Annotated in this window: 28 protein-coding genes and 1 tRNA gene; 7 read left to right on the top strand and 22 right to left on the bottom strand. The window is 30.5% G+C overall.

Going from position 1 to position 25,007, the window contains the following annotated elements; all coding sequences use genetic code 11:
• On the bottom strand, window positions 1-628 hold a 628-nt coding region (mnmH, locus tag MK115_RS04810; RefSeq protein WP_287609806.1), incomplete at its 3' end, for a tRNA 2-selenouridine(34) synthase MnmH.
• 35 nt (window positions 629-663) lie between these two features.
• On the opposite strand from mnmH, the gene MK115_RS04805 reads away from it, so the two are divergent.
• Together MK115_RS04805 and MK115_RS04800 are read left to right on the top strand one after the other, a co-directional pair.
• Complete coding sequence (locus MK115_RS04805; RefSeq protein WP_287609804.1) at window positions 664-1,383, top strand: GUN4 domain-containing protein; 720 nt, start codon at window positions 664-666, stop codon at window positions 1,381-1,383.
• A gap of 48 nt (window positions 1,384-1,431) precedes the next feature.
• Window positions 1,432-1,866 carry an ATP-binding protein gene (locus MK115_RS04800; protein ID WP_079323125.1) on the top strand — a complete coding sequence of 145 codons (435 nt, stop codon included), beginning with the start codon at window positions 1,432-1,434 and terminating at the stop codon, window positions 1,864-1,866.
• Here the strand turns inward: MK115_RS04800 and MK115_RS04795 are convergent.
• From MK115_RS04795 to glnA, 3 genes are all read right to left on the bottom strand, one after another.
• Complete coding sequence (locus tag MK115_RS04795; protein WP_032518874.1) at window positions 1,845-2,108, bottom strand: DUF6439 family protein; 264 nt, start codon at window positions 2,106-2,108, stop codon at window positions 1,845-1,847. The two genes, MK115_RS04800 and MK115_RS04795, sit on opposite strands and share 22 nt — an antisense overlap.
• A 12-nt stretch (window positions 2,109-2,120) precedes the next feature.
• Window positions 2,121-3,176 carry a class I SAM-dependent methyltransferase gene (locus MK115_RS04790; protein ID WP_287609801.1) on the bottom strand — a complete coding sequence of 352 codons (1,056 nt, stop codon included), beginning with the start codon at window positions 3,174-3,176 and terminating at the stop codon, window positions 2,121-2,123.
• 102 nt (window positions 3,177-3,278) lie between these two features.
• Window positions 3,279-4,700, bottom strand: coding sequence for a type I glutamate--ammonia ligase (gene glnA, locus MK115_RS04785; protein ID WP_011818380.1), 1,422 nt, complete (start codon window positions 4,698-4,700; stop codon window positions 3,279-3,281).
• Window positions 4,701-4,913: 213 nt separating this feature from the next.
• Here glnA and MK115_RS04780 point away from each other — a divergent pair, with 213 nt between their 5' ends.
• Window positions 4,914-6,098: a pyridoxal-phosphate-dependent aminotransferase family protein gene (locus MK115_RS04780; protein ID WP_287609799.1), complete on the top strand. Its 1,185-nt coding sequence runs from the start codon at window positions 4,914-4,916 to the stop codon at window positions 6,096-6,098.
• Here MK115_RS04780 and MK115_RS04775 read toward each other — a convergent pair.
• A complete protein-coding gene (locus MK115_RS04775) occupies window positions 6,073-6,588 on the bottom strand; it encodes a nucleoside deaminase (RefSeq protein WP_287609797.1) in 516 nt (171 codons plus the stop codon). The two genes, MK115_RS04780 and MK115_RS04775, sit on opposite strands and share 26 nt — an antisense overlap.
• 43 nt (window positions 6,589-6,631) lie before the next feature.
• Here MK115_RS04775 and MK115_RS04770 point away from each other — a divergent pair, with 43 nt between their 5' ends.
• Window positions 6,632-8,017 carry a pyridoxal phosphate-dependent decarboxylase family protein gene (locus MK115_RS04770; RefSeq protein ID WP_287609796.1) on the top strand — a complete coding sequence of 462 codons (1,386 nt, stop codon included), beginning with the start codon at window positions 6,632-6,634 and terminating at the stop codon, window positions 8,015-8,017.
• Between the two features lie 133 nt (window positions 8,018-8,150).
• Here the strand turns inward: MK115_RS04770 and MK115_RS04765 are convergent, their stop codons facing one another.
• Genes MK115_RS04765 through pyk form a run of 5 tightly spaced genes read right to left on the bottom strand, consistent with a single transcriptional unit; the run spans window position 8,151 to window position 13,710 of the window.
• On the bottom strand, window positions 8,151-9,650 hold the full coding sequence (locus tag MK115_RS04765) for a DUF697 domain-containing protein (RefSeq protein ID WP_287609795.1): 1,500 nt from the start codon (window positions 9,648-9,650) through the stop codon (window positions 8,151-8,153).
• A 1-nt stretch (window position 9,651) separates the two neighbouring features.
• A complete protein-coding gene (gene lspA / locus MK115_RS04760; RefSeq protein ID WP_075508017.1) occupies window positions 9,652-10,110 on the bottom strand; it encodes a signal peptidase II in 459 nt (152 codons plus the stop codon).
• Window positions 10,110-10,646: a biotin transporter BioY gene (locus tag MK115_RS04755; protein ID WP_287609792.1), complete on the bottom strand. Its 537-nt coding sequence runs from the start codon at window positions 10,644-10,646 to the stop codon at window positions 10,110-10,112. The genes lspA and MK115_RS04755 overlap by 1 nt, the downstream gene beginning before the upstream one ends.
• A gap of 48 nt (window positions 10,647-10,694) precedes the next feature.
• The gene (locus tag MK115_RS04750; protein WP_287609790.1) at window positions 10,695-11,927 is read right to left on the bottom strand and encodes an ABC transporter permease; all 1,233 of its coding nucleotides are present in this window, start codon (window positions 11,925-11,927) and stop codon (window positions 10,695-10,697) included.
• Window positions 11,920-13,710, bottom strand: coding sequence for a pyruvate kinase (pyk, locus tag MK115_RS04745; protein WP_287609789.1), 1,791 nt, complete (start codon window positions 13,708-13,710; stop codon window positions 11,920-11,922). The genes MK115_RS04750 and pyk overlap by 8 nt, the downstream gene beginning before the upstream one ends.
• A 61-nt stretch (window positions 13,711-13,771) precedes the next feature.
• Between pyk and MK115_RS04740 the strand changes: the two genes are divergently transcribed.
• Window positions 13,772-14,101: a nucleoside triphosphate pyrophosphohydrolase family protein gene (locus MK115_RS04740; RefSeq protein ID WP_025881386.1), complete on the top strand. Its 330-nt coding sequence runs from the start codon at window positions 13,772-13,774 to the stop codon at window positions 14,099-14,101.
• A gap of 2 nt (window positions 14,102-14,103) precedes the next feature.
• Here the strand turns inward: MK115_RS04740 and MK115_RS04735 are convergent, their stop codons facing one another.
• The 3 genes from MK115_RS04735 to ilvA form a co-directional block, all read right to left on the bottom strand.
• Entirely contained in the window at window positions 14,104-14,382 is a 279-nt protein-coding gene (locus MK115_RS04735; RefSeq protein WP_002807500.1) for a YggT family protein, read from the bottom strand.
• 38 nt (window positions 14,383-14,420) lie between these two features.
• Window positions 14,421-14,927 carry an SMC-Scp complex subunit ScpB gene (scpB, locus tag MK115_RS04730; protein WP_029969066.1) on the bottom strand — a complete coding sequence of 169 codons (507 nt, stop codon included), beginning with the start codon at window positions 14,925-14,927 and terminating at the stop codon, window positions 14,421-14,423.
• A 66-nt stretch (window positions 14,928-14,993) separates the two neighbouring features.
• A complete protein-coding gene (ilvA, locus tag MK115_RS04725) occupies window positions 14,994-16,535 on the bottom strand; it encodes a threonine ammonia-lyase, biosynthetic (RefSeq protein ID WP_287609784.1) in 1,542 nt (513 codons plus the stop codon).
• Between the two features lie 116 nt (window positions 16,536-16,651).
• On the opposite strand from ilvA, the gene dxs reads away from it, so the two are divergent.
• On the top strand, window positions 16,652-18,541 hold the full coding sequence (dxs, locus tag MK115_RS04720; protein WP_287609782.1) for a 1-deoxy-D-xylulose-5-phosphate synthase: 1,890 nt from the start codon (window positions 16,652-16,654) through the stop codon (window positions 18,539-18,541).
• A gap of 19 nt (window positions 18,542-18,560) precedes the next feature.
• On the opposite strand, the gene psaK is transcribed toward dxs, so the two are convergent.
• The 9 genes from psaK to MK115_RS04675 form a co-directional block, all read right to left on the bottom strand.
• Window positions 18,561-18,821 carry a photosystem I reaction center subunit PsaK gene (gene psaK / locus MK115_RS04715; RefSeq protein ID WP_011818394.1) on the bottom strand — a complete coding sequence of 87 codons (261 nt, stop codon included), beginning with the start codon at window positions 18,819-18,821 and terminating at the stop codon, window positions 18,561-18,563.
• Between the two features lie 66 nt (window positions 18,822-18,887).
• The gene (locus MK115_RS04710; RefSeq protein WP_025890776.1) at window positions 18,888-19,223 is read right to left on the bottom strand and encodes a DUF3593 domain-containing protein; all 336 of its coding nucleotides are present in this window, start codon (window positions 19,221-19,223) and stop codon (window positions 18,888-18,890) included.
• Window positions 19,216-19,518: a DUF2499 domain-containing protein gene (locus tag MK115_RS04705; protein WP_287609761.1), complete on the bottom strand. Its 303-nt coding sequence runs from the start codon at window positions 19,516-19,518 to the stop codon at window positions 19,216-19,218. Before MK115_RS04705 ends, MK115_RS04710 begins: the two co-directional genes overlap by 8 nt.
• Before the next feature lie 3 nt (window positions 19,519-19,521).
• Window positions 19,522-20,055 (bottom strand): peroxiredoxin, encoded by a 534-nt coding sequence (locus tag MK115_RS04700; RefSeq protein WP_287609759.1) that lies wholly within the window; start codon window positions 20,053-20,055, stop codon window positions 19,522-19,524.
• 5 nt (window positions 20,056-20,060) lie between these two features.
• Window positions 20,061-20,297 (bottom strand): 50S ribosomal protein L28, encoded by a 237-nt coding sequence (gene rpmB, locus MK115_RS04695; protein WP_025881448.1) that lies wholly within the window; start codon window positions 20,295-20,297, stop codon window positions 20,061-20,063.
• A gap of 39 nt (window positions 20,298-20,336) precedes the next feature.
• The gene (gene htpG, locus MK115_RS04690; RefSeq protein ID WP_287609752.1) at window positions 20,337-22,241 is read right to left on the bottom strand and encodes a molecular chaperone HtpG; all 1,905 of its coding nucleotides are present in this window, start codon (window positions 22,239-22,241) and stop codon (window positions 20,337-20,339) included.
• Window positions 22,242-22,358: 117 nt separating this feature from the next.
• On the bottom strand, window positions 22,359-23,510 hold the full coding sequence (locus tag MK115_RS04685) for an ATP phosphoribosyltransferase regulatory subunit (protein ID WP_287609750.1): 1,152 nt from the start codon (window positions 23,508-23,510) through the stop codon (window positions 22,359-22,361).
• Between the two features lie 18 nt (window positions 23,511-23,528).
• On the bottom strand, window positions 23,529-24,377 hold the full coding sequence (locus MK115_RS04680; RefSeq protein ID WP_079296003.1) for an inositol monophosphatase family protein: 849 nt from the start codon (window positions 24,375-24,377) through the stop codon (window positions 23,529-23,531).
• Between the two features lie 5 nt (window positions 24,378-24,382).
• Entirely contained in the window at window positions 24,383-24,757 is a 375-nt protein-coding gene (locus MK115_RS04675; RefSeq protein ID WP_025890783.1) for a 2Fe-2S iron-sulfur cluster-binding protein, read from the bottom strand.
• A gap of 49 nt (window positions 24,758-24,806) precedes the next feature.
• Between MK115_RS04675 and MK115_RS04670 the strand changes: the two genes are divergently transcribed.
• Window positions 24,807-24,893 (top strand) — tRNA-Ser (locus tag MK115_RS04670).
• Window positions 24,894-25,007 lie beyond the last annotated feature (114 nt).

Here is a 25,007-nt window from a genome sequence, read left to right as displayed (position 1 = left end):
TTAATTTTTCTGCGATTTTATTTTCAAATTGTTCATTTGAAGGTTGTTCTTTCATTCCTAAACCTCCAAATGTACTTCCTCTATGACAAGCAAATCCTTCAAGATCAATAGTTTGATATTTATATTTATCAAGTAATGATAATAATCTTGTCTTCCCTGTTCCCGTTTTCCCGCCAATAACTACTAAATTCAACTTATTTGAAAAACTATCTAATACCCATCTTCTATATATTTTGTATCCTCCATTAAGTGTTATTGGATTTAATTTATATTTTTCTAGTAACCAAGCAATGCTTTGTGAACGCATTCCTCCTCTAGAGCAATATATTTTGATAAATAAATCATTATCTTTATTAGGAGAATTTTTATAAGACTCAATACTCATGAATAAATTATCAAGAAGTAATTCCATTTTTTTTTCAAAAAATTTTAATCCCTCTATGACTGCTTTTTTTCTTCCTTCTTTTTTATAAATCGTGCCAATTATAGATCTCTCATCATTATCAAATAGTGGAATGTTAATAGAATTAGGCAGGTGTCCTTTATAATATTCACTCGGGCTTCTAACATCTATAAGTGGTCCTTTAAAACTTCTAAATTTCTCTAGTTCTTTTCTTTTGAAATACATGGATAGTTTTTATTTTTTTAGATTGATTTTTTAAAATGAATAACAAAGAACAGGATAACTATAGTAATGCTACATTAGATCTTATAAAAAAATTTGTAGATTCCAATCAAAGAAAAAGAATAAATTCATTAACTCAAATAGAATCTGAAGTCGAAAATATTTTTAATCTTGGCCCTTCACTTTTTGATATCTTTGATAGTGATGGAGATGACTGGGCTGCTGGTTGGATATTGCAAGTTTTAAAAAAATTTAAGCCTGAATTCTTTGAAAACTCTAAATTCAATAATTGGTTTAATACATATTCAGATATTGATATTAATTATGAAGATTTGCAATTGATGTTGGTTGAGCAAAAATTTGAAGAGGCAGATAGATTAACAAGTTCCTATTTACGAAAATTAGCTGGAAAATTAGCTGAAAAACGTGGATATGTTTTCTATAGTGAAGTTAAGAATATGTCAGGTAAAGATCTAGAAACAATAGATAGATTATGGACTATTTATTCTACTGGTAGATTTGGATTCTCAATTCAAGCAAAGATATTAAAATCAGTAGGGAAAAAATATGAATTAATGTGGCCGAAAATAGGTTGGAAAAAAGAGGGCTTATGGACTAGATATCCTGGATCTTTTTGCTGGTCATTGGATGCTCCTGATGGACATATGCCTTTAATAAATCAACTAAGAGGAGTAAGACTTATGGACTCCATCCTACGGCATCCTGCTATTGCAGAGAGACATAATAATATTCTTTAAATTGAGGTATTTAATAAGTTAAAATTAAGACAGTATCAAAATATTATTATGTCCTTACTTCGGGGCAAAAATATTTTAAAAAAATTTTTTAAAAGACCAAAGATTAACTGGTCAAACTACGAATTCGAATCATCATTACAGTTAAATGAATTTGTCGATCAATTATTAGAACCTATTAAAAATTCTCAATCAAGCTATCTTATAAAACTTGGTTTACATGAAGCTCTAGTTAACGCAGTAAAACATGGAAATAAATTAGATCCTAAAAAAAATATTAGAGTAAGAAGAATAATTACTCCTAATTGGTGTGTTTGGCAAATTCAAGATCAAGGTAATGGTTTAGAAATAAAAAAAAGAGACTACAAATTACCAAAAAAAATAAGTAGTGTAAATGGCCGTGGCCTATACATTATTAATGAATGTTTTGATGATATTAGATGGAGTAGTAAAGGTAATAGGCTTCAGTTGGCTTTAAAAAGGTGATTTTTACTAGGGCAAGGTTGATCTACGTTAATTTCTTTTAACCATTTAATACTTTCTTCTATATACTCAATAGTTTCCTTCTCATTACAAGAAATAATTAAATGGCATAATCCCGCCGAAATTAGTTCTGCAGATCGTTTATATTTATTTCCTTTATCTTTATGCCATTTAGAATGATCAATCTTTAATTTGTCATTAAGACTTTGAACAAGCTGAATAGTATCTTTATCCCAATAGGTCATAGAAGTTTTTATTTACTTTACAGCAGACCATACTTTGGTCATAAAAAAGGAATTTGATTTTACATCTTTAAACCCTACATCCTCAATTTTAGAATCTATATCCTCTTTTATGTAATCACAATAAAAAGGCTCATGAAAAGATTTATAGAAGCTTTCCATTACGGATGTAAAGTCAGGTGAATCACTTATTTGAATTGAATCAGCTAAAACTAATATTCCGCCAGGTTCAAGAACTCTAAAAAATTCATTTAATACTTTAGCTCTAATTGTTCTAGGTAATTCATGAAATAAGTAAACACAAGAAATGCATTGAAAACTATCATTTTCAAAAGGTAATTCTTCAGCATTACCTTTTATTAACTGAATTAAATCTCCATCTAAATCTGAAATATATCTACTTGCCTCTTTTAAGTATGAATCAGATAAATCAATGCCTGTAATTTTTTCTTTAGGAAATGCTGCTCTTAATTGTTTTAATGTTCTTCCTGATCCTGTAGCCACATCAAGTATTTTTATAGAACTTTTTTTTCTATCTCTAAAAATTTCAAGTCCTTCTTTTATTGGCTTAATTATTCTTCTCCTCATTGAGTCAGCACTACCATTGAAAAGTATCTCAACTTGTAGGTCATAAATGCTAGCTGAAAAATCTGATAAATAACCATCTGTTTGATGATGAAAATTTCTCAAGTAATATTGAGGATAATTATCTTTATCAATTGATTTTGGAAGATCATCAAAGTTTTGTTTTCTGCGTCTATCCCATGTATTAGGCATATCAAGCCAAATTTTAGGATATTGAGTTAGATATCTAAGCCATGGTTCGTCAAACAATAATTTTTTTGGATATATATTTTTTTCTGCATCATTCCAATCTTCTTCTCTTAAGATATCCATTGAATTTTGGATTTGCATAAGAAGGTCTCTATCTATATTAAAATTTTCAAGCTTTGAATCGGGAAGAATAAAGTTCATTAATCTTGAACTAATCTGCTTGTGAGCGAAACCTGCAATGCTTTTACTTTGTTGTAGCGTTTTATATGCAATTTTTGAGATAGATTCCCTAGCCATTTTTCAATTTATATATATATATTCCAACAAAAAAAAAATCAATTTGAGAATATTTTGTGATATTTCTCAAATTGATTAATTTAAACTAATGAGTTCTTTTAATTATGCATCGTAATACATGAAGAATTCATGTGGATGAGGCCTTTGTCTTAGTTGTTGTACCTCTTCGTATTTTATATCGATAAAGTTATCAATAAAATCTTCAGTAAATACTCCACCAGCTAATAGATAATCCTTATCTGCTTTTAGCGCATTAAGTGAGTCATTTAGAGATGAAGGTACTGTATCAATTTTTGCAAGTTCATCAGCTGGAAGTTCAAATAAATCTACATCTACTCCATCACCAGGATCAATTTGATTTTTAATTCCATCAATACCAGCAAGCATCATTACAGAGAATGCTAAGTAAGGATTTGCAAGTGCGTCACCTGATCTGAATTCTAATCTTTTAGCTTTAGGGCTTGGACCTGTTAAAGGTATTCTTACTGCAGCTGATCTATTACCCTCAGAATAAACTAGATTTACAGGTGCTTCGAATCCTGGAACCAATCGTTTATAACTATTTGTAGTTGGGTTAGTAAATGCTAAGAATGATGGTGCATGTTTAAGTATGCCTCCGATGTACCATCTTGCTGTTTGAGATAAATTTGCATATGATCCTTCACCAAAGAATAGTGGCTGTCCACTCTTCCATAAACTTTGGTGAACATGCATTCCTGTTCCGTTGTCGTTAAAAACAGGTTTGGGCATAAATGTTGCTGTTTTTCCATATTTTTTTGCAACATTTCTGACAACGTATTTATAAGTCATAACGTTATCAGCAGCATTTATTAACGAATCAAATTTCATTCCAAGCTCGTGTTGGCCGGCACCAGCAACTTCATGGTGATGTTTTTCTGTGGGGATACCTAATTCACCCATAAGAAGAAGCATCTCAGATCTGATATCTTGCGCAGTATCATTTGGAGCTACTGGAAAATATCCTTCTTTATATTGTATTTTGTATCCTAAGTTTCCCCCTTCTTCAATTCTCCCTGTATTCCATGGAGCTTCAATAGTATCTACACTATAAAAACAACCTCCTTCTTTAGAGTCATATCTAACATCATCAAATAAAAAGAATTCTGGTTCTGGTCCAAAAAATGCAGTATCTGCTATACCAGTCGAGTCTAAATATTTTAATGCCTTTTGAGCTAAAGCTCTTGGACACCTATCATAAGGTTCCCCGCTTCTTGGCTCTTGAATAGAGCAAATCATACTTAGAGTTTTATGTTTATAAAAAGGATCTATCCAAGCTGTACTTGCATCGGGCACCATTGACATATCCGAGGCATTAATTGCTTTCCAACCTCTTATTGATGAGCCATCAAATGCCAAACCTTCTGTAAAAGAATCCTCCTCTATCATGTCTGATGTAAGAGTTAAATGTTGCCATTTTCCATGAATATCAGTGAATTTTAAATCGATGAGTTCAATTCCTTCGTCTTTAATTTGACTTAAAACATCTTGAGGAGATTTAGACATAATTTTGTAATACCTTATATGAAATTAATAACTTGATGATTCTTGTTATGTATCAACGGTAACTTTTTTTAAGACTTGATGTCTTCTTTTAGTGTTTCAAGTCATAAGTTTAATAATTGTTTACCTAAATATTTAAATTGAATGAATTTCTTTAAATAAATATCGCTTATGTGGCGATATTAGTTTAATTTAAAAGTAATTGAATGTAATGCTTTGACAGAAGCAAAACTTATTTCGGCTTTAAATGAAGAGAATTTATCTCATTTCTCAAAGACTTATGTTCCCTCTAGACTTTTATTAGGTCCTGGTCCTTCAAACGCACATCCAGAAGTCTTAAGCGCTCTTTCTTTGAATCCTATTGGTCACTTAGATGAAGCATATATTTCATTGATGTCTGATGTTCAACAACTTCTAAGATATACCTGGCAATGTAATAATCGTCTGACTCTTCCAATGAGTGGTACTGGAAGTGCAGCTATGGAAGCATCAATAGCTAATTTTATAGAGGAAGGAGAAAAAATTCTTATCGCTAAAAAAGGATATTTTGGAGACAGACTTGTTGATATGGCAACAAGATATAAAGCAGATGTATCTGTTATTGAAAAACCTTGGGGTGAATCCTTTTCTTATGAAGAAATCAAGTATGAAATAGAAACTAAAAAACCAGCAATTTTTGCTATTGTCCATGCTGAAACATCAAGTGGTGTTTTACAACCTCTTGATGGTATTGGGGATGTATGTAGAAAAAATAACTGCTTGTTTTTAGTTGATGCAGTTACTTCTCTTGGAGCTCTAGAACTATTGATTGACGAATGGAAAATTGATCTAGCATACAGTTGTAGTCAAAAGGGATTAAGTTGTCCCCCAGGATTAAGCCCTTTTACAATGAATAAAAGAGCTGAAGAAAAACTAAGTTCAAGAAAAACAAAAGTACCTAACTGGTATTTAGATTTATCTCTATTAAATAAATATTGGGGTTCTGATCGTGTTTACCATCATACTGCCCCTGTAAATATGAATTTTGCTATTCGTGAAGGTTTACGATTAATTGCGAATGAGGGTTTAGAAAATGTTTGGAATAGACATAATACTAATGCAAAGAAATTGTGGAATGGTTTAGAAAGTCTTGGAATGGAATTACATGTATCAGAGGATTATAGATTGCCAACTTTAACCACAGTTAAAATACCTCCAGCAGTTGATGGGGATGGTTTTAGAAATCATCTTTTAAGAAACTTTGGAATAGAAATAGGAAATGGACTTGGAGAATTGTCTGGTAAGGTATGGCGCATAGGATTAATGGGCTTTAACTCAAGTGAGGAGAATGTAGACAGATTATTAAACCTATTTGATACTGAGTTAAAAAAATATTCTATTTTTGAGTCCTCAACTTTTTAAACCATAATTGTAAAATTTTACTGCATTCGTCTTCTAAAATACCTCCTACAATTTCCATTTTGTGATGAGCACTTTCATGTTTTGATAGGTCAATTGAGCCACCCAATCCACCTCTTTTCTTATCGTAAGCCCCGAAAATAACTTTACCCATCCGCGCTTGAATAAGAGCAGAGGAACACATAGTACAAGGTTCTAAATTTGTGATAATAGTACATTCATTAAATCTCCAATCATTTTTTATTAGAGATGCCTGCCTAAGTGCCATTATCTCAGCATGACCTAATGGGTCTTTATTTATATTCCTCCTGTTAACCCCTCTCCCGATACATCTTCCTCTCTCATCTAAAATTATTGAACAGATTGGTAGCTCAACTTTTCCAATTTCTTTGGATCTTCTTAATATCGAATTCATCCACAAAGTGTATTTTGAATTATTTGTTTTTTTTTGTTGATCTTTATTACTATTTCCATTTTCAAAAATATATCTCATTTACCAATATTGAGAATAGAATTATTAATAGATATCTTATCTGATGGCTGAAGATTTAATTAATAATAAAGATATATATTTCCCCTCATATTTAGGGACTAATGACAAATTGATTACTCTTCTGAATAGAGCAAGTCAAACTCTTTGTGACTGGTTCTCTAAAGCTGATAAAAATGGTCCTTTACCTTTTGATGAGAGTTTCAATTGTATTATGCCTGCGGAAGATGGTAACTCTGAGGAAGATTTGTTTTCTGAGATTGAATCTCTTTTGAATAATTCATTTAATCCCGTTCATCCTGGCTCACTAGCTCACCTTGATCCCCCACCTTTAATTTTCTCTATTTTGGGAGATTTAATTGCTGCTGGTTTAAATAATAATCTTCTCGCTTACGAGTTATCACCAAGTGTAACCTTGCTTGAGGAATCATTATGCAAATGGTTTGCCAAGAAAATAGGGTTTAATGATTTCTCAGGAGGTATAGCTGCTAGCGGAGGTACATTAAGTAATCTGAATGCACTTATAGCAGCTAGAAATAATGCTGGATTAGGTACAAATCCTAATTCTGTATTACTTGTTAGTGAAGATGCTCATTCTTCCTTCGTTAAATGTATAAGAGTAATGGGTCTTGATACTAGGAATCTTGTCAGGATTAAAACTGATAATCAAGGTCGAATGGATATAAACGATCTGAGAAACTCTTTAGATAAATGTTCAATAGAAAATAAAAAAATATTTGCTATTGTTGCCACCCTTGGGACAACTGTAAGAGGAGCCATTGATCCTATTAAAGAAATAAGTGAAATCTGTAAACAAAGAAACATATGGTTACATATTGATGGTTCAATTGGAGGGATTTTTGCTATAACTTCTATTCCAATAGAAGGTCTAAATAATATTAATCAGGCTAATTCGATAACGATAAATCCACAAAAAATTATTGGCATTACAAAGACTTCATCTTTGTTATTGGTTTCAAATATGAGTACTTTAGAAAATACTTTTAATACTGGACTACCATATATATCATCTAAAGAAAATATTATAAATAGAGGAGAAATAGGCATACAAGGTTCTAGACCTGCAGAGGTTATCAAACTATGGCTTGGGTTACGTTTTTTAGGTCTCAAAGGAATAGAAAATATATTAAAATCATCAATTAAAAGAAAAGATTTTTTTGTAAAAAATATTAGTAAAAATAAATTTGATATATATTCAGGTCCTCTTCATATTGTTTCATTCTTACCAAATAAACTTGAGCCAAAAGACTCTGATGCATGGACTCAAACTAAAGTTAATGAACTAATTAACAATAATTTTATGCTTTCTAGACCAAAATTTAAAGGTAAATATTTTTTACGGGTTGTCATGGGAAATTACAATACAAAAGAATCTCATATTGAAGAACTTTTGAGACTTTTAGATGCTTAACTAATGAATATGGGTAGACCAAAAATTATTGCAATAGTAACAGGGTTTATCTCTATAGCTATTTGCATTGCTTATTTACTATTAATAACTATCTTTGATTTCAGAACTTATCTAAATGATCAATTATCCAATATTAATTAGTAAATGGAGGCAAACTTTTATTTGATTTAAAATATTTTTTCATTTCAATTTTTGAAATAGCTTCTTTTACGAAATTATTTAAAATATCCTCTCTTTTACTTATTCTATAGATCTTATCTACTACTTCTTGAATTCCTCCATCTCCCCAATCTTGACCATTTTTAAAATATTCAATCAAACTTAGTCCTACTATTCTTATTAACCAGCCTGCTGTAACTGATTGTATAGATTTAGATAATATTATTTTAGTCAAGCTTGTAGCTAAAGCAGGAGAAAGAATGGCGAGACCCCCTTTTAGTATTCCTTGTTTAGCCAATGCGCTTAGCAATGAAGTCGCCAAATCTTTTGCATCTTTTTTTGTAAGCTTTATTTCATATATTTTTGATAACTCCATTATCATTTGAAGGTTTACGGAGGTAGTAGTAAGAAAATCAACAGCTGGTAGTGGATTAACTAGTATTACTCCTCCTGTTATCCACATATATTTATTAATCACTTTATTTGACATTAAATATCTTTGTTCTTGTACGAAATTTTTACTTTTAATACCTAACTTATTTGAGCGAAAAAGAATATTATCCGCCAATAACTCTTCACCATTATTATCGAGCGTTTCAATTATTTCTCTAAATAAACTTCCTACCTCTGGAACTAAATTTAAAGCATCTGATTTTATATAGGGAGATTGTTGAGGTACTGCAATTGTTTGAACAACTGAAATTTTATTTTTTCTAGCGGAAGTTATAGAAATTATATTTTCTTTGATGAGGTTATTTTCATCTCTAGACCTCAAATCACATTTATTTAGAACTATTATTATTTTTTTTCTTAATTTTAATAATTCTTTAATTAAATAGTTTTCGTATTTATTTATGTCCTGATCTAACACAAAAAGAACTAAGTCAGAATTTGATGCTTGTATAATTGTTGCTTTTTCTCTTTCTTCTCCTAATTTAGATGGTTCGAATAAACCCGGAGTATCAACTATATTAATGTTTCTTTTTAAAATTGGTATACGAATTTTATAGCTATTAATTTGCTTTGTTGTACCTATTTTTGCTGAGGTTTGTCCGACAATATTTTTCAATAAAGATCTTGCTATAGATGTTTTTCCTGAGGAACCTGCTCCAAAAAGAGTAACTTTATAATCTCCTGTTTTTAATTGGGACTCTAGTTTATTTTTTTGGTAATTTAACAATTCAACTTTTACTTTATCGTTAATTTTTTTATTAATTTTCTCGACCCCTTCCAAACTTATCTTGGCAGCACCATATGTATTTTTGAATGAAAGTGTATTTTTTTTATTTTTATATATAACTTTATAAACTATTTTTTTAAATAATTTTTTATCAATATTATAAAAAGTATAAATAATTATAATTAAAAATAAAAGAGTATAAATATTTACTATTCTTACAAATATGGAAAATAAAATATAAAGAAATAATATCAATACTACATACTTTATATACTTTAATTTCAAGTAATTCATTTTATCGATTATTTTTAAAAATGTTATACAGTAAAATAATGAAACCAATATTAATAGATATATCAGCAATATTAAATACTGGAAAATTTATAATATTTAAATTTATAAAATCAACTACAAAACCTCTATATATCCTATCTATACCATTACCAATAGTTCCCCCAAGAATAAAGCTATAAGAATATAGATCGAATGAGTTTAAAGTATTCTTCCTAAATATCAAATAAATAAGTAATATAGAAAAAAAAATACTTATTAAAGATAAAAATACTCTACTACCACTAAATATGTTAAATGCTGCTCCGTAATTTTTTACAAAGTCTAATTTGAATAAAAGAAAATCTTTATTAATAAATAATTTTTTATTATAAAACATTAAATATTTCGTAAATTGATCTATTAGAACAATAAAAATACTTAAAGATACAAAATATAATTTTGTTTTTATATTAATAATCATTATTTGCTACGTTTTAAACGTTCTATAGGTTTAATAAGTAATAAAAGTGGAAAAAGCATTAAAAAATGATATCCAATCTTACCTAATGAGTATTTCCCTAAATTATATAAAAATAAATTAAATTGACTGTAGAATATAATTTGTATGAAGTTGTAAAATATTCCAGTTAAATGCATAGCACCTATTGCTATAAATCCATTTTTTAAAAAGTTTCCAACGTTTATTTTATTTCTAGTATTTAAATTATCAATTATTTTGATTAATGGATATAAACCTAATAAATAACCAAAATTTGGAGTGAGCAAATAACCTATTGAACCTCCTTGATGAAAGACAGGAAATATAAATAACCCCAAAATTATATATATAGAAAATGCTCTGAAAACAACTTTTTTATGAAATATAAGTGTTAATAAAATTATGGTTGGAATTTGCCATGTGATAGGCAACTCAAAGTTATTACTAGATTTATAGATAAAAGGTAGTGGAATATAAACAGGTAACATTGATGTTATTACTAGTGATTGAAGACTCACCAGTATCTCAATTAATTTATAAAAATTGAGCATTATTATAAATTCTATTTATAAACTTCTCAATGCAACAATTGGATCTAATTTAGAAGCTCTTTTTGCAGGTAAAACGCCAAAGATTAAACCTATTGATCCTGAAATGATCATGGTGGAAAAAGTAGTTGTAATTCCTACTGATGCAGGAAGTGGTGTTATCAGAGATAAAAGAAAAACACCTGATAATCCCGTTGTTGTTCCAATTAATCCTCCAATTGTAGATAAAATCAATGCCTCAATTAAAAATTGAATTAATATATCTGACTGTTTAGCTCCTATTGCTTTTCTAAGTCCAATCTCTTCAGTCCTTTCGCTTACAGAAACGAGCATAATATTCATGATTCCTATGCCTCCAACCACTAAAGATACTGCCCCAATACCAGCCAATAAAAACGTTAGTCCACTTGTTATGTTGGTTACTATATTCAATGCATCTTCTTGTGATCTAACCGCAAAGTCATCATCTCTGATTATTTTATGTCTTTGCCTTAATAAGTTAGTAATCTGAAATTTAGCGGCACTAGTTGCATTTTTATTTATCGCTTCAACACTAATGAAGCTTAAACTTACTCCATATGTCGGGTCCTTCCCTGTAATCCTATTGACCATGGTGGTTAATGGAATATAAGCATTTTTGTCTTGATTACTTCCAAATACAGCACCTTTTGGTTTTAATATTCCAATAATTTCATAAGTATGATCTTTAATTCTGATTTTTTCCCCAAGTGATGAAGAATTATCTTTGAAAAATTCGTCTTTAAGATCAGGACCTATTACTACATAACTTCTTGCACTATTAATATCACTCTTAGATATAAATCTTCCCTTATCAACTTCAAAGCTTCTTACTTCAAGAAATTCAGGAGTAACTCCTGCAATTGATATATTTAGACTTTTAGAATTTGACTGCACTATTTCGTTAGCAGAAATTTGAGGCGCAACTTTTTTAACTGTTGGGACTTGATTACTTATTGCTAGTGCATCTTCTAAAACAAGATTTTTAGGAAATGAAATACCTCTTCTTCTTGTGTCATTATTTCCAGGAACAATGAATAAAACATTGGCACCTAAATTACTTAATTGGTTTTTTGCTAATGTTTGAGCACCTCTACCAAGTCCAACAAGTGTAATAACTGAAGCATTTCCTATAATTATCCCCAGCATTGTTAACGAACTTCTCAATTTGTTCGAAACTAAAGTTTTTGTGGCCATGCCTAAGGCTTCTTTTATTGAGATATTCCTAGACATATTTATATTTATCTATTGCATCATCATCTTCAATTTGTCCCATGTATATAACACCTTCATTAAGCTGGAGTGTAATAAGGTCGCCATTACTGATTTGATGATTATCCATATTTTCTAAATTACAAATTGTAGAAATCTTTTTATTATTTTTGTTAAACAAAGCATAAACATCATTTACATTTTGGTTCGTAACAATACCGGCAATATTTTTACTCAGTGGAATATTTTTCATTAATTCCTTCGGAACAAATAATATTTCTCCTGGGCAAATTAAGGATATATCAAGATTATTTTTAATTATTCTTGCTTTACCTGTAACACCGATTTCCCCTATTGAAATTCCTCTTGATACAATCTTTCTTACTAAACCGACTTTTATTAAATCTGTAGAGCCGCTAATTCCAGTTAATGTACCTGCGGTTTGAACTACTAAATCTCCTTGATTTAGGATCCCCATCTCCTGAGCAATTTGCATAGCTAAACTAAAAGTTTTTGCTGTTCTTTCATCATTTTTAACTACTATTGGAGTAACTCCCCAAACAAGTTGCAATCTTCTCGCTACACTTCTCTCTGTAGTAGTTGCCAAGATAGGTGTTGGTGGTCTGAACTTACTTACATTTCGAGCGGTAGAACCTGATTTTGTTAAAGGGATTATAGCTCCTGCATCAAGTTGTCTAGCTATATTACTTACTGCTGCACTAATAGCATTTGGGATCGTACTGGGTAAGTGGCTTTCAATAGCCTTAAGTGGATAATCCCTTTCAATTCTTCTTGCTATGGTTGCCATCGTTTCAACTGCCTCTACAGGATAATCGCCAACTGCAGTTTCGTTTGAAAGCATTACAGCATCTGTACCATCCAGAATTGCATTTGCAACATCACTAACTTCGGCCCTAGTTGGTCTTGGGTTAGAAGCCATAGAATCAAGCATTTGAGTCGCTGTAATTATTGGGATACCTAATGAATTAGCTTTTCTTATTAATTCCTTTTGTAAAAGAGGAACTTCTTCAGCAGGCATTTCTACTCCCAAATCACCTCTTGCAACCATAACCCCATCACATAAGGGTAATACTGTATCGATCTGATCAATTGCTTCAAATTTTTCTATTTTTGCGACTACAGGAGTTGAATGCCCATTTTTGTTTATTAAATCTTTTATCTCATTTATATCGGATGGATTTCTTACGAAACTTAGTGCTATCCAATCAACTCCTTCAGATAAACCGAATTTTAAATCCTCTTTATCTTTTTCTGTTAATGCTTTTACTGATAATTGAACATCTGGAAAATTAACACCTTTATTGTTTGAAAGAACCCCTCCTACAGTTACCATGCACTCCAAATTATTAGCTTTTGTATCAACTTTTTCTACAATCATTTCTATTTTTCCATCATCTAAAAGTATTCTTTTCCCTTCGCTAACTTCTTGAGAAAGTTTGTCGTAGGTTACATTTGCAATAGTATTTGTACATTCGACTTCATTTGATGTCAGTGTGAATTTATCGCCTTTTTTAACTTTTACTGGCCCATCTTTAAAGCGCCCTAATCGTATTTTAGGTCCTTGAAGATCTTGCAATATTCCAATATCTATATCTAACTTTTTTGATACTTCCCTTATGGTTTTTATTCTCTCAGCATGATCTTTATGATCTCCATGTGAGAAATTTAATCTGAATGTTGTTACTCCAGCTTTAATTAAATTTGTAATTATCTCTTCAGATTGAGTTGCAGGGCCAATAGTTGCTACTATTTTTGTTCTTCTTTTTAAATCAATATTCGACATATATAGATAATATTGCTAGATATAAATAAATTTACCATACCCAAAGTTAGTTATTTAAGTCATGGATTTTAAAACTTATCAGAAAAAAGCTAGAGAAACAGCACAATATCCAGATTTAGGCTCAAATAATATTTATCCAACTCTTGGTTTAGTTGGAGAGGCTGGTGAGGTGGCAGAAAAAGTGAAAAAGGTTATAAGAGATAAAAATGGAATATTTGATAACGAATCAAAATTAGGTATTAAAAAAGAGTTAGGAGATGTTTTGTGGTACATATCAAATCTTTGTACAGAATTAAATTTCAATTTAGAGGATGTTGCATTACAAAACCTTGAAAAATTAAAATTAAGAGCTGCTAAAGGGAAGATAAGAGGTTCTGGAGATGATAGATAAATTCAGCTATAACCTAAGCTTGCATACTGGAGATTTGTAATTAAATTTTGAATAACATTTAAAAGTAAAAAAGCTAATAAAGATGAAATATCAAATCCACCTATTGGAGGGATAATACCTCTAAAAATGTTTAAATAAGGATCTGTGATAGAAGTTAATGCAGATAAAACACCGTTACTCCAATCAATACCTGGAAACCATGTAAGTAAAATTCTTATTATCAATATGAAAGAATAAATTGATAAAGTTTGGCCCAGAACTGCAAAAATCTCAGATAACATTATCTTGTCGTAATTTAATACATCCTAACATTTACTTATTATTGCTGCTTATTGTTACCACTTCCTATATTTGAGAGATATTCATTACTTACAGCAAAAGTTTGAAAAAACTTTTCTGATAATGATAGCCAATATGATCTACCATCTTTTTGCTTCCGTTTGACGATAAATTTCTTTTCTAATAATTCTTTAATATGATCATAAGCACCTGAACCTCGAAGAAGTATAAGATCCGATTGCAGGATCTTTTTTTTGATCGCAATAGTTGCCAATGTCCTTAATTCGGATGTTTTCAAATCAGAAGGAAGTAAATCATCGACGAATTCATTAAGACTAGATTTTAGTTCGAGAGAAAAACTGTTATTAACTGCATTTAATTCAATAGCTGAGTTGGGATTAGAGTATTTATTTTTTAGATCTTTAATTGCATCATTTATTGAGTTTATATCAGAATTAGTAATTTCTGAAAGATCCTTTTTTGTTATTGGTCTGCCTTTCAAATATAGAACAGCTTCAACTTTAGTAACTAGATCTATATCAGATATTGGCGTGGTATTTAGATCAGATTGATTGATTTTAATTACCGAAATCTTTCCTAATTTACCTTAAATTTAATCTGATGCACCAAGGAATAATCTATATGTATCGTTTTGAGTTTCATCCCAAAATTTATAGCCTAGAATTCTTACAAATTTATTCCACTCTAAAATCTCATTTTTATCGATTAAAACTCCAATAACAATTTTCCCTACATCAGCACCATAATTCCTGTAGTGAAATACGCTTATAGACCAATTAGATTTCATATTATTTAAGAAGTTTATTAATGCGCCAGGCCTTTCAGGAAACTCAAATCTGTATAAAAGCTCAACAAAGTTTCTATTATCCATTTCTTTAAAATTCTTTGGTAATCTTCCACCTACCATATGTCTGAGATGATTTTTAGATAATTCATCATCACTTATGTCAATAAATGAGTACTCAGAATTTCTAAATACATTTAATAGATTTTTTTTATCATTTAAACCATAGACTTGAACCCCTACAAAGATCTGTGCATTCTTAGAATTTGACATCCTATAGCTAAATTCAGTTAAATTTCTATTATCAAGTAACTTACAAAAATCAATTAGACTACCAGCACGTTCAGGAATTTCAACAGCCATCATTACTTCTTTACACTCTCCAAGTTCTGCTCTTTCTGCTACAAATCTAAGCCTCTCAAAATTCATATTTGCACCACATGCAATCGCAACCATTTTTCTATTTGAATGATTCGAATTTAAAATATCTTTTTTCATTCCTGCTATTGATAAGGCACCTGCGGGCTCTAGTATTGATCTAGTATCCTCAAAAACATCTTTTATAGCAGCACATATTTCATCAGTATTAACCCTAATCATCTTATCTATATATTTTCTACCAATATCAAAAGTATTTTTACCAATTTTTTTAACCGCCACTCCATCTGCAAATTGACCAACAGAAGATAATTCCACAATTTTTGATTCTTCCAAAGATTTTGTCATAGCGTCTGCATCTTCAGGCTCTACCCCAATTATTTTTACTTCAGGCCATATTTTTTTAATATATAAGGATATTCCTGATATCAATCCACCACCACCAACAGCAATATAAATTGCATAAGGTTTTTCCTTTAGTTGCTGTTCAAGTTCAATAGCTATAGTTCCTTGTCCTGCTATTACATCTGGATCATCAAAAGGATGAATAAAACATAAATTTCTTTCTTTGCTAATCCTTATTGCTTCTTTGTAAGTTTCATCATAATTATCACCAAATAATATAACTTTTGCTTTTAACTTTTTCACAGCATTAACTTTTACAAGAGGTGTTGTAATGGGCATTAATATTGTCGCTTGGCAATTTAGCTTGAGAGCACTAAGAGCAACACCTTGAGCATGATTACCAGCACTTGAAGTAATTACTCCCTGAGAAAGCTGAGAATTGGTGAGCTTACTCATTTTGTTATATGCACCTCTTACTTTGAATGAAAATACATCTTGAAGATCTTCTCTTTTTAGAAAAACTTCATTATTAAGTGTATTACTTAAATTATGAGCTTTCTCTAGTGGTGTTTTTTTTGCTACTTCATAGACTTCAGCTTGAAGTATTTTTTCAAAATAATCATTCATATATATATTTTTAGCATTAATTATTAATCTAATAAAACATTACATGATCTATTTCAAAAAAAATACTCATTTTGCACCTCGGCGTTTTAGATTATATAGATACCAATTTTTGTTAAATGCTTTTAAGTGAGTTAAGTCATCCAAATCAACTTCATGGCTTAACAGTTTCACAATTAGAGGAAATTGCTTGTCAAATTAGAGAAAGACATCTTCAGGTAGTATCTACTAGTGGAGGACATCTTGGTCCTGGATTAGGTGTAGTTGAGTTGACATTGGCTTTATATCAAACTCTTGATCTTGATTTTGACAAAGTTGTTTGGGATGTAGGACATCAAGGTTACCCTCATAAATTAATTACAGGACGTTTCAGTCAATTTGATTCTCTAAGGCAACAAAATGGAGTCGCTGGATATCTAAAAAGAAGTGAAAGTAAATTTGATCATTTTGGTGCTGGACATGCAAGTACTTCTATTTCTGCTGCTTTAGGAATGGCAATAGCAAGAGATAGAAAAGGTGAAAATTATAAATGTGTCGCTGTTATTGGAGATGGAGCACTAACTGGAGGAATGGCATTAGAAGCTATAAATCATGCAGGTCACTTACCAAATACCCCTTTAGTTGTAGTATTGAACGATAATGACATGTCTATTTCACCTCCGGTTGGAGCCCTTTCATCTTACTTAAATAAGGTAAGAGTAAGTCCACCATTGCAATTTTTGTCCGATAGTGTTCAAGAAAGTGTAAAAAATATTCCCTTAATTGGTAAGGATATCCCAGAAGAACTCAAAAATATTAAAGGAAGCGTTAGACGACTATCTGTGCCTAAGGTTGGAGCTGTTTTTGAAGAACTTGGATTTACATATATGGGTCCAATTGACGGTCATGATATTGGAAATTTAGTTAATACTTTTAACGCTGCTCATAAACTTAAAAAACCTGTACTTGTTCATGTTGTCACAACAAAAGGGAAGGGTTATCCTTATGCAGAAGCTGATCAGGTTGGATATCATGCACAGTCTGCATTTGATCTTACAACTGGGAAATCTATTCCATCAAAGAAACCTAAGCCTGTTAGTTATAGTAAAATATTTGGTCAAACCTTATTGAAAATATGTGAACAAGATAGCAAAGTTGTTGGTATTACAGCAGCAATGGCTACAGGTACTGGTTTAGATATATTGCAAAAAAATATTCCAGATCAATATATCGATGTAGGAATAGCAGAACAACATGCAGTTACTCTTGCGGCAGGAATGTCTTGCGATGGTCTTAAACCTGTTGTAGCTATTTATAGTACTTTTCTTCAACGTGCTTTCGACCAATTAATTCATGATGTAGGGATACAAAATTTACCTGTATCATTCGTACTTGATAGAGCTGGGATAGTTGGAGCTGACGGTCCTACTCACCAAGGTCAGTACGATATCAGTTATATGAGATCTATACCTAATTTTGTATTGATGGCTCCAAAAGATGAGTCTGAATTACAGAGAATGTTAATAACTTCAATAAACCATAATGGTCCTACAGCTCTAAGAATACCCAGAGGCTCTGGATTAGGAGTGGCTGTAATGGATGAGGGTTGGGAACCTTTGAATATAGGCGAAGCTGAAATACTTGAAGAAGGAGAAGATATTTTAATTATTGCTTATGGTTCAATGGTCGCATCAGCAATCGAAACAGCAAAGATCTTAAAAAATATGAACATTAATGCATGTATTGTTAATGCAAGATTTGTTAAACCTCTCGATAAAAATCTTATTATGCCTTTAGCAAGTAGGATTCAAAAAGTTGTAACTATGGAAGAAGGAACCTTAATAGGTGGATTTGGTTCCGCAATAGTTGAATTATTAAACGATAATGAAATAAATATTCCTGTATACAGAATAGGTATACCTGATGTTTTAGTTGATCATGCTTCACCTGATCAGAGTAAAGAAAAATTAGGACTTATGCCTGATCAGATGGCAGATAAAATTGTTAAGAAATTTAAGTTAGATAATTAAAAATTTAATAAATAAATTTTTATAAAACACCACGTGAGGCTAATCCTAAGATTGCTCCAATTCCGAAAATATGACCTAGGCAATTAGCACCTACAACTGATGCGTGACTTAAACCACCATAGAATTTTGAATTAGGTATTTCAAAACCTTCATTAGGTTTTCTTATTGTTGCTCTAGCAATTGCATAAGCAAAAACATTACATGCAATCATTACGACGGCACACTTTGGAGACCAAGAAAAAGTTGCTGGATCTGCAGCTGCAAATAATGTAGTAAACATAAAAAATCGTTATTTTCATATATTCTCTAATACTTTTACCTAAAAAACACAAAATTGTAAAAGGTCTTAAGAGTTGTTTACTTCTAAGCTATTTAACAACTTTATAAATCCAAACAAAATAACAAAATCACTTAGAGTTAGGAAGGATTCTGCAAAGCCATGCAGGAAGTCAACCTCAACAAGGGTTTTATCATAGTAATTTAGTGTGAAGATAGATACCAATATAGTTATGAATACGAATAAAACAGTTAAGGAAAATCCTGTTTTTACAAAAATATTAACAGATTTGATTTTATATAAGTAAAACAAAAATATTGCATATGGAATTATTGATACTGCGAACAATAATGTGTTATCAATTGAACCTAATTTTTCTATAAATTTAAAAAATAAATCATTCATAAGTCTCTTTTCCTTTAAAAATTATTATTGCAGCTAAGGCTAATGTTGAATTTCCTATAAATGTAAATATTCCTTGAAGTGATACTAGACCGTAAAGATTTTCCTGATTGTCATAGATATGCCAAGTGATCGCACACATAGCACCTATTAAGTTTGGGACCATAGCGAGGCTTAACCAAAAAAATAAATTGTATTTTTTAAATGTAGAAATTTTGTATATAACAAAGATGGTAAATATCCATTCAATGACCGAAGAGATGTGAATTAACCAAGTTCCAAATGAAAGTTCGTGCAAAATTTATATTTTTTTCTTTAGTACATTAAGTACTTCTTTGGCATGATTTATAGGTAAAACACTTATCCATCTATAAGAAATTTCCCCTTCTGGAGAAATCAAAAAAGTATTTCTATCTGAAAATGGAGGAATCCAAGAACCATATTTATCGCTAATAATTCCTTCAGGATCGGATAATAAAGTGTAGTTTATGGATTTCTCGCTGCAGAAACTTTCATGAGAATCTTGATTATCAGCACTAATACCAACAATTTCGGCATTATATTTTGAAAAATCTTTTTTTAATTCCGAAAAACCTTTAGCTTCAAGAGTGCAACCTGCTGTAAAGTCCTTTGGATAAAAATACATAACAAGCCACTTACCTTGAAAATCATTTAATTCCCAAATATTTTTTGATTTTATGTTTTTATTAAAACCTTCTAATTGAAAGTTTGGAGCAATATCTCCAACTTCAGGAGCAAAGTCAAAAGCGATTGCTGAATTACAATTAAATAAAAAAATAAAAGATATTAATATACTTACAACTAAATTTCTCATCAAATTTAGAATTTTTTTAAATCAACTCCATTTGATTTAGCAAATTTATCTAAACCTACTTTTTGTATAGACTTTAGTGCTTTGGTGCTAATTTTAATATTCACCCATTTTTTGCCTTCTTCCCACCAAAGTCTCCTTTTTTGGAGATTAACTTGTTGCAATTTTTTTGTACGAATATGTGAGTGACTCACTGCCATCCCGTTATTAGCTTTTGCACCAGTCAGTTCGCAAACTCTTGACATATTTATTGAGTTATATCTTTAAAAATTCTAACACATGACTCAATTTGTTGAATTAAGTAATTCTGAAATTAATTCGGCATTATTATTTTGTAAATTAATTATCTGTTCTTGATCTAATCCACCAACGGAAAGCTTAGCCATATCGTAAACATGATTAGCAATTTTAGATGCCAATGGATTCTCAATAGGATCTTTTTCATCAATAATTATTTTGTTGCCTGTAATTTTATTAAGACCAACAATAAGTGGATGTTCTTTGTTAATTAAGAGCACATGATATTCAGGTAAGCCAGGCATCTTTTGTTCCATGTAAGCGCCCATATCATTAATTCTTCTCATTTGTTCTGGAAGCAAGATCATCGCTGGTGGAGCATCTTTACTTGAAAGTGACTGCACTTTAACTGTTACTTTCTCATTGTTAAGGGCCTTAACTATCGTATCTCTAAGATTATCTGTATTTGATTTGCCATCCTTATCTACAATTTCTTTAGATTCTTTATCTTCTAGTTCATTTATTTCTGAATCTACTCTTTGGAATTGATAATCTTCATTTTTACTTTCCAACCATGGAAGAAATTGTGCGTCAATTAAGGGATCTGATTTAATAACTTCTTTATTATCAGATAAACAGATATTTAATGCACTAGACTGTGCAATCAAATCTGAACAGTAAATTATTTTTTTAGAATCAGTTAATTTATTTCGCTCTTTGTAATTTGCGAGAGTTGTGAAATATTTATCATTGGACTTGATGAGGGATTTATTTTCAATATCTTTAGTTACGTCTTTCTCTGAATTTATTATTGTTTCGAAAATTATACTGTTATTGACTAAATCAGCAAATTTTTCATCTTCGATAGCACCAATTTTAATAAAAGCAGAGATTGAATCCCAAATTTCTGCATAAAATTCTGGAGAATTTTTTATCAAATCCTTCAGTTTATTAGCGATTTTTTTTGAGATAAATGATGATATAGACCTTACTTTTCTATCTGTTTGTAATGCACTTCTACTAACATTTAGAGGTATATCTGTAGAGTCAATAACTCCTCTTAGAGGTAAAAGGTATTTTGGTACTATCTCTTTAATTGAATCGCTTACGAATACTTGATTGCAAAATAGTTTTATTTCTCCCTTTTCCCAATCAGCTCTACCTGACAACTTTGGAAAATACAATATCCCTTGTATGTCATATGGATAATCTGTATTTAGATGAATCCATAACAGTGGATCTCCCTGGAAAGGATAAAGGTATTTATATAACTCAATATAATCTTCATCTTTTAATTCACTAGGTTGTTTTCTCCAAGGAGGATTTTTCTTATTAATTGTCTCTCCTTCTAATAAGACATCTATTGGCATAAAATCACAATATTTTTTTATTAGTGATTTAATCCTTTCAGGCTCGATAAACTCTTTTTCTTCTTCAAGTAGGTGAAGAATAACATCTGTACCAATTGTCTCTCTTTCTGATTCCTCTAACGTGAAATTTGGCGATCCATCACAAGACCATTTGAAAGCTTTTGATTCCCCAATTGCCGACTTAGTTAATATATCAACTCTATCTGCCACCATGAAACTTGAATAAAAACCTAGTCCAAAATGACCTATGAATTCATCATTATCTTTTTTGTATTTTGTTAGGAATTCTTCAGCACTAGAAAATGCAACTTGATTTATGTACTTCTTAATTTCTTCATCATTCATTCCAATTCCATTATCGGAAATTGTTAACGTATTTTTTTCACGGTTAATTGTTATTTTTACTTGAGCCTCCTCAGTATTCTCGCAATCACCTGCCATAGAGGCCATTCTTCTTTTACTAATTGCGTCAACACCATTACTAACAAGTTCTCTTAAAAAGATTTCATGGTCAGAATATACTGCCTTCTTGATAATTGGGAAAATATTTTCGGTATTAATACGAATTTCGCCTTTTTCCATTTAAAAAAAATCAAACATATTAAATCTTATTTCGTAAAAACTAGTTAATCAAGTTTAATTAGGAGTATTGTCCGAACAATATATGAATTTAAAAGTTAAATACCTTTTTAAAAGGTTTTATTTAACCCACAAAATCTCACTACAATTATTTTCTTTCATAATTTGATTGGCTTTAGCCAAGTCATCACATGGATTTAAATGTAAGACAGCAATATTTCCTTTTTTCTGTTGTACTTTTTGTTCATTCATACCTTTTTCTAACAAATAAGAATCTTTAAACATCAATAAAATCTTTTTTTTATCTGTCTTTTCTTCCTTAATTAAATTTCTTAAAATGTCTACTGAAATTGTAAATCCAATCCCATTAAATATTTTCTCATTAGGACTAAATGATCTTACTAACTCATCATATCTTCCGCCTTTTGCGATGACGCTTTTATTTTTACCATTATCCCCTATTAGTTGAAAAACTATTCCTTCATATAAATTCAAGTGAGGTTGAAAAGTGGGATCAAGTTGTAATTTAACACCATATTTATTTGATATTTTTGATAATGTTTCAAATAAAAAATTTAAGTCATCTAATGTTTTACTAGTACCATATATAGTTTTTAATTTTTTTAATATTGCAATTGGCTCTCCTCGTGTGAATAAAAGATCTTTAAGAATATATTTATCATCTTCATCTATTCCTAATTTAGATAAATTATCTTGATCAAAATTAACCAGACTTTTCTTAATTTCTTCAAAATTATTATTCTTATATTTGTTCAGTATCAAGTCCATTATTTTTGTGGTGCTTACTAGTAGAAATAAATTACAACCATCCTTCAAATTAATATTATCGATTGAATCAAACAAAATATTAATAACTTCAATTTCTGGGTATTTTGTATCATATCCAATTAATTCAATTCCACTCTGCAATTTTTCTTGTAACTTAAATGAATTTTTATTATTTTGTTTTTTATCAAAAACCATTCCATTGGTGAATAATCTTATAGGTCTTTTCTTATTTATTAATCTAGTAGATGACAATTTAACAATTGATGTTGTCATTTCTGGCCTAAGACATAATGAATTATTACTTACTATTCCTACAACCTGATTTTCGTCAATAACGCCACGGCCTTTTATGGTCTCTAAAGTATTTATAAATGAGGGTGAAACCTCTTCATATCCCCATAGTTTATAAATACTATTTAAATTATTTATGATGTTTGAGTTATTTTTTACATCGACTAATTTAATTTCCTTTATATCTGTCATTTTAATATTTAACTAATTTTAGGTATAGAGATTTTTTTTAAATGGAGAGACTTTATCTAGTTCATTTTTTAATTCATTCTCAAGGCTGGGAGAACAAGCTAAAATTCTTCCTGAACTTAAATTAAATTCGCCTGATGGATAATCAGAAATAATACCACCAGCCTCTTTAACAATAATAGCACCGGCCGCTAGGTCCCATACCTCCAATCCTCTTTCCCAATATCCATCTACCTTACCTGCCGCAACAAATGCTAGATCAACTGCTGCTGCACCTCCTCTTCTAACACCTCTAGTTTTATGTGTTAAATAACAAAATTCAGCATAATTATTATCCTCTGTCTCAAATCTGTCATAAGAGAAACCAGTTACAAGTAGACTATCAGAAAGATTAGAGGGATTCGATACTTTAAGTTCACTATCATTGCAGAATGAGCCTAAACCTATACAGGCTGAATATAGTTCATTTAAATAAGGTACTGATATAGCCCCTATAATTGGCTTATTTTTATATACAAGACCAATAGAAGTCCCAAAAAAAGGATATCCATGGGAATAATTTGTTGTACCGTCTAATGGGTCTATACACCACGTTAAATCCGAAGATTTGGTTAATTTACCCGATTCCTCTGCATTTATAGATATGTTTGGTGTCTCTTCTAATAAATATTCTTTTATTTTATTTTCAACTTCCAAATCTACATTGGTAACTAGATCACCCTTCCTACCCTTTGATGATATTTTCTGAATTTTATTGTAATTAACTTTTAAAATTTCATTACCAATTTGAGCGGAATTCTTGGCTATTTCATACAAAATGGATAAGTTTACTTGATTTGCAAGTTCCTCTATTTCACTTAATTCAAACATGATAGTTAATCTTCCTCAAATTCCCAAGGTGGCGCAACTCTTGTATTTCCCCTCCCAAAATATTGTCCAAATTGTAAATCGTAAACTTCATCTTCATATGTAGTTTCTACCTCAAGATCTGAAGTTGCTTTAGCGACACAAAGAAGTGCATAGCCTTTGTCTTTTAAAGCCTGAGATACACCCATGGCTTCAGGTTGTTGTAAGGTACCAGATTTAATTTTAACTGCACAACTTGTACAGCAACCATTTCTACATGAAAATGCAAGTTTGAAACCTTTCTTTTCAAATTCCTTAAGTATGTAATCATCACTATTAACCTGCTCTTGGTAAACCTTTCCGGTTTCCTTATTTTTAATCGTGACTGTGAAAGTCTTTTTCAAATAACTTTCCTCTAAAATGGGATGATCAAGGGTTAAAATGGTTATCTTGGGAGAGGTGGCCGAGTGGTTGAAGGCGCAGCACTGGAAATGCTGTATAGGGGCAACTTTATCGAGGGTTCGAATCCCTCTCTCTCCGTTTTATATTAGTTTATTTTGGTTAAATACATCAACACCTTTGTCTTTAAAATATCTTTTAAAATAGATAGTAATCTTTTTAACAAGTTATAAATAATCTTATTTATTTAAATTA

It is taken from the genome of Prochlorococcus sp. ALOHA_ZT_50 (assembly GCF_022447305.1).
Classification (GTDB): domain Bacteria; phylum Cyanobacteriota; class Cyanobacteriia; order PCC-6307; family Cyanobiaceae; genus Prochlorococcus_A.
Note: the sequence above shows the minus strand (reverse complement) of the source record. Positions and strands in the feature narration are given on the sequence as shown.

What these genes read in the sequence shown, in the direction of transcription:
- MK115_RS04805 (WP_287609804.1), top strand. Translation starts at nt 664, where the DNA reads ATGAATAACAAAGAACAGGATAACTATAGTAATGCTACATTAGATCTT.
- MK115_RS04800 (WP_079323125.1), top strand. Translation starts at nt 1,432, where the DNA reads ATGTCCTTACTTCGGGGCAAAAATATTTTAAAAAAATTTTTTAAAAGA.
- MK115_RS04795 (WP_032518874.1), bottom strand. Translation starts at nt 2,108, where the DNA reads ATGACCTATTGGGATAAAGATACTATTCAGCTTGTTCAAAGTCTTAAT.
- MK115_RS04790 (WP_287609801.1), bottom strand. Translation starts at nt 3,176, where the DNA reads ATGGCTAGGGAATCTATCTCAAAAATTGCATATAAAACGCTACAACAA.
- glnA (WP_011818380.1), bottom strand. Translation starts at nt 4,700, where the DNA reads ATGTCTAAATCTCCTCAAGATGTTTTAAGTCAAATTAAAGACGAAGGA.
- MK115_RS04775 (WP_287609797.1), bottom strand. Translation starts at nt 6,588, where the DNA reads ATGAGATATATTTTTGAAAATGGAAATAGTAATAAAGATCAACAAAAA.
- MK115_RS04770 (WP_287609796.1), top strand. Translation starts at nt 6,632, where the DNA reads ATGGCTGAAGATTTAATTAATAATAAAGATATATATTTCCCCTCATAT.
- MK115_RS04765 (WP_287609795.1), bottom strand. Translation starts at nt 9,650, where the DNA reads ATGAATTACTTGAAATTAAAGTATATAAAGTATGTAGTATTGATATTA.
- lspA (WP_075508017.1), bottom strand. Translation starts at nt 10,110, where the DNA reads ATGATTATTAATATAAAAACAAAATTATATTTTGTATCTTTAAGTATT.
- MK115_RS04750 (WP_287609790.1), bottom strand. Translation starts at nt 11,927, where the DNA reads ATGTCTAGGAATATCTCAATAAAAGAAGCCTTAGGCATGGCCACAAAA.
- pyk (WP_287609789.1), bottom strand. Translation starts at nt 13,710, where the DNA reads ATGTCGAATATTGATTTAAAAAGAAGAACAAAAATAGTAGCAACTATT.
- MK115_RS04740 (WP_025881386.1), top strand. Translation starts at nt 13,772, where the DNA reads ATGGATTTTAAAACTTATCAGAAAAAAGCTAGAGAAACAGCACAATAT.
- MK115_RS04735 (WP_002807500.1), bottom strand. Translation starts at nt 14,382, where the DNA reads ATGTTATCTGAGATTTTTGCAGTTCTGGGCCAAACTTTATCAATTTAT.
- ilvA (WP_287609784.1), bottom strand. Translation starts at nt 16,535, where the DNA reads ATGAATGATTATTTTGAAAAAATACTTCAAGCTGAAGTCTATGAAGTA.
- dxs (WP_287609782.1), top strand. Translation starts at nt 16,652, where the DNA reads ATGCTTTTAAGTGAGTTAAGTCATCCAAATCAACTTCATGGCTTAACA.
- psaK (WP_011818394.1), bottom strand. Translation starts at nt 18,821, where the DNA reads ATGTTTACTACATTATTTGCAGCTGCAGATCCAGCAACTTTTTCTTGG.
- MK115_RS04710 (WP_025890776.1), bottom strand. Translation starts at nt 19,223, where the DNA reads ATGAATGATTTATTTTTTAAATTTATAGAAAAATTAGGTTCAATTGAT.
- MK115_RS04700 (WP_287609759.1), bottom strand. Translation starts at nt 20,055, where the DNA reads ATGAGAAATTTAGTTGTAAGTATATTAATATCTTTTATTTTTTTATTT.
- rpmB (WP_025881448.1), bottom strand. Translation starts at nt 20,297, where the DNA reads ATGTCAAGAGTTTGCGAACTGACTGGTGCAAAAGCTAATAACGGGATG.
- htpG (WP_287609752.1), bottom strand. Translation starts at nt 22,241, where the DNA reads ATGGAAAAAGGCGAAATTCGTATTAATACCGAAAATATTTTCCCAATT.
- MK115_RS04685 (WP_287609750.1), bottom strand. Translation starts at nt 23,510, where the DNA reads ATGACAGATATAAAGGAAATTAAATTAGTCGATGTAAAAAATAACTCA.
- MK115_RS04680 (WP_079296003.1), bottom strand. Translation starts at nt 24,377, where the DNA reads ATGTTTGAATTAAGTGAAATAGAGGAACTTGCAAATCAAGTAAACTTA.